A 5,356-nucleotide genomic window follows, 5' to 3' on the forward strand; every position below is an offset into this window, starting at 1 on the left:
TCGTACTGGACGTACTTGGGCTTTCGGCCGGTGCGGCGAGAGTGCGTGCCGGGCGTCGCGACGGGGCGAACGTTGCCTGTTGCGGCACTAGCTGCGCCGGCTCTGCGGGTCGGGTGCGGGGGGTTCGTGGCTGGGCGCGCCCACGCGGCGGAGCCGCATATGTTCACAGCCCCGCGCCCCTTTCGGGGCGCCCCGGTGCGCCTGGGCCGGCAGTTGCCTCTGTCAGCGGAACACCGATGCGGGCGGGGCCGGGGATGCCACCGCCGCCGCGTCAAGTACCGGCACCGCTCCTCCGGTGAAGTCGGTGAGCTGTTTGCCGTGTTCGAGTCTGGCCGGGTGGGGGTCCGAGGCGGCGCGACGGGTGAGTTCGGCCAGGGGCAGGGGGTGGCCGGAGGCCACGAGGACGGCGTTGCCGAAGCGTTTGCCGCGCAGGACCGTGGGGTCGGCGATCAGGGCGAGCTCGGGGAAGACGGTCGCGGCGGTGGCGATCTGGCCCCGCAGATGGGCCAGCGGGGGGCCGTCGGCGAGGTTGGCGGCGTACAGGCCACCGGGTTTGACGGTTCTGCGGACGTCGGTGAGGAACTCGACCGAGGTGAGGTGCGCGGGGGTGCGAGCGCCGCTGAACACGTCCGCTATCACCAGGTCCGCCCAGCCGTCGGGGACCTTGGCGAGGCCTTCGCGGGCGTCCAGGGAGCGCACCCGGATGCGGGCGTTCGGGTCCAGGGGGAGTTCGCGGCGGACCAGTTGGACGAGGGCCCCGTCGCGTTCGACGACCTGCTGGGTGGAGCGGGGGCGGGTCGCGGCGGTGTAGCGGGCGAGGGTGAAGGCGCCGCCGCCGAGGTGGACAGCGTGCACGGGCTTGCCGGGCGGGGCCACGAGGTCGATGACGTGGCCGAGGCGGCGCTGGTACTCGAAGCTCAGATGGGCGGGGTCGACGAGGTCGACGTGGGACTGGGGGGCGCCGTCGATGAGGAGGGTCCAGGCGCGCGGGCGGTCCCGGTCGGGTATCAGCTCGGCGAGGCCGCCCTCGACCGTCTCGACGACGGCGTCGGCGGACGCCTGCCCGCGGCGCGAACCGCGCGACGCGTCACGCACCGCGCCCCGCACGTCGTCGGACCGCTTGTTCCTCGACCTTCCCATCCTGCCATTATCAGGGCGTACCGGGAGGTCGGCGCAGCGGCAACCTGTGGGGCGGCCGTCCGGTGTTTCCGGTGTCAGCGGCAGTTGTCCGCGGCCTCGATCAGCCGGGCCGCCTCGCCCAGCGCCGCCCGCAGCACGGCCGGGTCGGTCGCGAGGTCCGCGTCGCCGGGCGGCAGCAGCCAGTCCGAGCCCTCGACCGGGGGCTCGGGTGCCACCAGGCTGAGGCCGCGGCCGTTGGTCTGGGTACAGGTGCTGCCCGGCACGTCCCAGGCGTCCGCGGTGCCGGGCGGCACCAGGAAGCCGAGGGTGTCGCAGCCGTCGTCGAGCAGGACGGGCCCGACGGAGTCGCAGGAGCCGCGGCGGAGGATGTCGACCGCCTCCAGCCCCTGGCGCGCCGGAACCGTCACGAGGTCGCAGTCGGCGACCGGCTCCGGTGGGGTGTCGCACTCGGGGGACGGCCTGTGTTCGGCGGTCGACAGCCGCGTACGAAACTCGGTGCTCTCCATCCCGGCCTCCAACACGGAACCCCTCCTCCTGCACGAGTGGGTCGGGAGTTCGGGTGCGCTCCCGGTCCACAGGGTTCAACGCTTCAGAACGTCAACGGCTACGGCATAACACAGCCGCAAAGGATGGCAGTTCATGGCAGATCGTGGATGAGATATCCGTTTTGTAGCTAAACCCAGCGTGGTGGCACCGTCACAGCAGGTACGTTCTTGCTCCGCCGGGACAAGGCGACACACGCCACAACACGGACAACTCGTCTTGAGCCCGGCATGGTTCGACGGTTCGCAAGAGAGGGCCCGGCCATGGCGTCGTCAGCGGTGACCTCGTCCCAGTCCCCCCGGCCACCACGGCCGAATCTCGCCTTCCGGCGGCTGCGCGCACAGCGCTCGCCGGGCGAGTTCGCCGCGGCGGTACGGAGGGCCGCGCGCGAGATCGGCGAGCGGGTCAGCTGTGACGCGCGCTACATCGGGCGGGTCGAGGCAGGCGAGATCCGCTGCCCCAACTATGCGTACGAACGGGTGTTCCTGCACATGTTCCCCGGCCGCACGCTGACCGACCTGGGCTTCTCGCCCCGCTCGTCCGTACGCGGCCGAGGGGCGCACGGCACGGACGAGGCGCCCCCTCCCCACACCACGAGCCCGACGTACGCCACCGGTGAGACGGAGGAGACGCACGAGACGTATGACACGCAGGACCCGTATGACACGCACGAGAACCACGAGGAGAGCGACGTGCAACGTCGCGCATTCATGACTGGAGGCACCGCCACCGTGGCGGCGGCCTCACTGGGCCCCTTCGGGGTCGCCTTCGGCGCTCCGGCCGCAGCCGCGGACCGCCGTGTCCACCGGGTGGGGACCTCCGAGGCGGGCGCCCTCGAAGAGGCCGTCCGCCGGATCCGGCTGCTCGACGACCGGCACGGGGCCGACGGCCTCTACCGGCGGGCCGCCGCACCGCTGCGGACGGCCTACGAGCTGCTCGACGCGGGCACCACCCGGCAGACCACCGCCGACCGGCTGTACGCGGGGGCGGGCGAACTGGCGATCTCGGTGGGCTGGCTGGCACACGACTCCGGGCGCTTCGAGGACGCGCGCTCGCACTACGCCGAGGCGCTGGCGACCGCCAGGATGTCCGGCGACCCGGCCCTCGAGGCCCACGCCTTCTGCAACACGGCGTTCCTGGCACGCGACGCGGGACGCCCCCGCGAGGCGGTGCGCGCGGCGCAGGCGGCACAGCGCGCGGCGCGCCCGCTCGGCTCCCCGCGGCTGCTCTCGCTGCTCGCGCTGCGCGAGGCGGGCGGCTGGGCCGGACTCGCCGACCGCACGGGGTGCGAGCAGGCGCTCGTCCGCGCGCAGACGCTCTTCGAACGCGGGCCCTCGGAGACCGATCCCGAGTGGATGACCTTCTACGGAGAGGCCGAACTGGAGGGTCTGGAGGCGCAGTGCTGGTCGACGCTGGGCGACTGGACCCGCGCGGCCCGGCACGCCCGGCGCGCCGCACACCTCCAGGACCCGCACTTCACCCGCAACATCGCCCTCTACACGGCCGAGCTCGCCGACGACCTCGCGCGCGGCGGTCGCCCCGACGAGGCCGCCCTCGCGGGTCTGCGCGTCCTCGACCTGCTGGGCGAGGTCCAGTCGTCGCGTATCCAGACGATGCTGGCGGGCACCGCGCGCGTACTGCTGCCGCACCGCCGGGCGTCGGGTGTGTCGGCGTTCCTCGAGCGCCACGCGAGCCTGCCGCGCATCCCGTGATCCCGGCCGCCGGCCGGCGCCTACGTGGTCAGGTGCCCGCAGTCGTTCCACGCCTCGATCGCGGGCTCTCCGTAGGCCCAGCCGAGCACCGACAGCGAGGTCGGGTTGAGGCGGATACGGGCCGCGAAGTCGAGCGGCAGGCCGAGCCAGCGGGCGCCGATCGAGCGCAGGATGTGCCCGTGCGCGAAGACCAGCACGTCCCGGTCCTCCGCGCGGGCCCAGGCGACGACCTCGTCCGCGCGCGCGGTGACCTGCTCCAGGGTCTCCCCCTCGGGGACGCCGTCGCGCCAGATGAACCAGCCCGGGCGGACCGCCTGGATCTCGGCCGGGGTCATGCCCTCGTACGCGCCGTAGTCCCACTCCATGAGCGTGTCCCAGGTGGTGGCACGCTCGCCGAAGCCGGCCAGTTCGCACGTCTCACGCGCGCGTGCCAGCGGACTGGTGCGCACCTCGACCCCCGAGAGTCCGTCGAAGGGCGCCCGGTGCAGTCGCTCCCCCAGCACCTTGGCGCCGCGTCGGCCCTCTTCCAGGAGCGGGATGTCGGTCCTTCCGGTGTGCTTGCCGGACAGTGACCACTCCGTCTGACCATGCCGGGCCAGCAGGATGCGCGGTGCCATGAAGAGAAGCCTTTCCGGTTCGCGTGGAGGACGTGCGCGACGAGGAAGAGACGCGGACCTGAGAGATGGGTGATCCCATCATGTCTCACCCCCGCGTCGGGCAACCCGGCGGGCGATCTCTGCGTCTTTGACGACCAGGGGGCGCCTCCTTAAGCCATTCACATACACCGTAAAATCGGATGGCCGCGTCACCGGGGCGCAATCGGCTGGTCACGCAAGCAACAACCACAGGTCACGCAAGCAGATGGGGGAGGACGATCGGATGCCGCAGACCGATGCACGGCGAACCGAGGCGGCACCACGCGCCCGGCTCCGCCGGTGGACCGAACTGCGCGCCGCCGCATCGCACACCCGGCTGCGCTGGTGGACCGAGCTGCCGCTGCTCGTGATGGTGTACGCGTCGTACTCGGCGGGCCGGCTGCTCGCCCGGGGCGACACCGACGACGCCGTCGGTCACGGCCTGGAGATCCTGCGCATCGAGAAGGTCCTCCACCTCAACGCCGAGCACCCGCTGAACCGGTTGTTCACCCGCGAGGCCTGGCTCGGCGTCCCCGCCGACTTCTGGTACGCGTCGCTGCACTACCTGGTGACGCCCGCGATCCTGATCTGGCTCTTCCGCTCCCGGGCCGTGCGCTACCGCGCCGCCCGCACCTGGCTGATGACCTCCACGCTGATCGGCCTGATCGGCTTCACGCTGATGCCGACCTGCCCGCCCCGGCTGCTCTCCGCGGGCCACGGCTTCGTCGACACGATGGCCCAGTACAGCTCGTACGGCTGGTGGGGCGGCGAGGCGAGCGCGCCACGCGGCCTCGGCGGCATGACCAACCAGTACGCGGCGATGCCCAGCCTGCACGTGGGCTGGTCGCTGTGGTGCGGAGTGATGCTGTGGCGCTACGGCCGCACACCCGTCGTCCGGCTCGCGGGCATCGCCTATCCGCTGCTGACCACGATCGTCGTGATGGGCACCGCCAACCACTACTTCCTCGACGCGGTGGCGGGCGCCACGGTGATGGGGATCGGGCTGCTGCTGACCCCGTACGTGATGCGGCTCGCGGACCGCGTGCGGGGGCTGCCGAGTGCCCGCATCCCGTGGGTCGCGGGCGCCTCGCACGGCGCACGTTCCTCAATTGTCAGTGGCGGATGCCAGACTTCCACGGGTGAGCGAATTCCCCGACAGCGCGAGTCCCGAACCGGGCCCGAAGCCGAGCCGGGTGCCTCCCCCGCGGACGCGGGAGAAGGCGCTGCGACAGCGGCTCGCTGAGCTGCGCGGTCCCGCCGTACCGCCCAAGGCGCTGGACGCGCGGGCCCCCGGAGGGTGTCGCCGAGGAGGGACCGCAGGTTGTC

General features: G+C 72.5%; 5 protein-coding genes. 2 read left to right on the forward strand and 3 right to left on the reverse strand.

Annotation, left to right across the window (positions count from 1 at the left end; genetic code table 11):
• Nucleotides 1-222: 222 nt before the first annotated feature.
• Together ABZ656_RS56170 and ABZ656_RS56175 are read right to left on the reverse strand one after the other, a co-directional pair.
• The gene (locus tag ABZ656_RS56170; protein ID WP_360280217.1) at nucleotides 223-1,140 is read right to left on the reverse strand and encodes a fused MFS/spermidine synthase; all 918 of its coding nucleotides are present in this window, start codon (nucleotides 1,138-1,140) and stop codon (nucleotides 223-225) included.
• A 74-nt stretch (nucleotides 1,141-1,214) separates the two neighbouring features.
• Nucleotides 1,215-1,646, reverse strand: a complete 432-nt coding sequence (locus ABZ656_RS56175) for a hypothetical protein (RefSeq protein WP_360280220.1) — start codon at nucleotides 1,644-1,646, stop codon at nucleotides 1,215-1,217.
• 300 nt (nucleotides 1,647-1,946) lie between these two features.
• Between ABZ656_RS56175 and ABZ656_RS56180 the strand changes: the two genes are divergently transcribed.
• The gene (locus tag ABZ656_RS56180) at nucleotides 1,947-3,395 is read left to right on the forward strand and encodes a hypothetical protein (protein WP_101405000.1); all 1,449 of its coding nucleotides are present in this window, start codon (nucleotides 1,947-1,949) and stop codon (nucleotides 3,393-3,395) included.
• A 20-nt stretch (nucleotides 3,396-3,415) separates the two neighbouring features.
• Here ABZ656_RS56180 and ABZ656_RS56185 read toward each other — a convergent pair whose 3' ends face one another.
• Complete coding sequence (locus ABZ656_RS56185; protein WP_101404999.1) at nucleotides 3,416-4,012, reverse strand: histidine phosphatase family protein; 597 nt, start codon at nucleotides 4,010-4,012, stop codon at nucleotides 3,416-3,418.
• Between the two features lie 262 nt (nucleotides 4,013-4,274).
• Here ABZ656_RS56185 and ABZ656_RS56190 point away from each other — a divergent pair, with 262 nt between their 5' ends.
• Entirely contained in the window at nucleotides 4,275-5,273 is a 999-nt protein-coding gene (locus tag ABZ656_RS56190; RefSeq protein WP_360280225.1) for a phosphatase PAP2 family protein, read from the forward strand.
• Nucleotides 5,274-5,356 lie beyond the last annotated feature (83 nt).

This window comes from Streptomyces sp. NPDC007095 (assembly GCF_040634475.1).
Classification (GTDB): Bacteria; Actinomycetota; Actinomycetes; order Streptomycetales; family Streptomycetaceae; genus Streptomyces.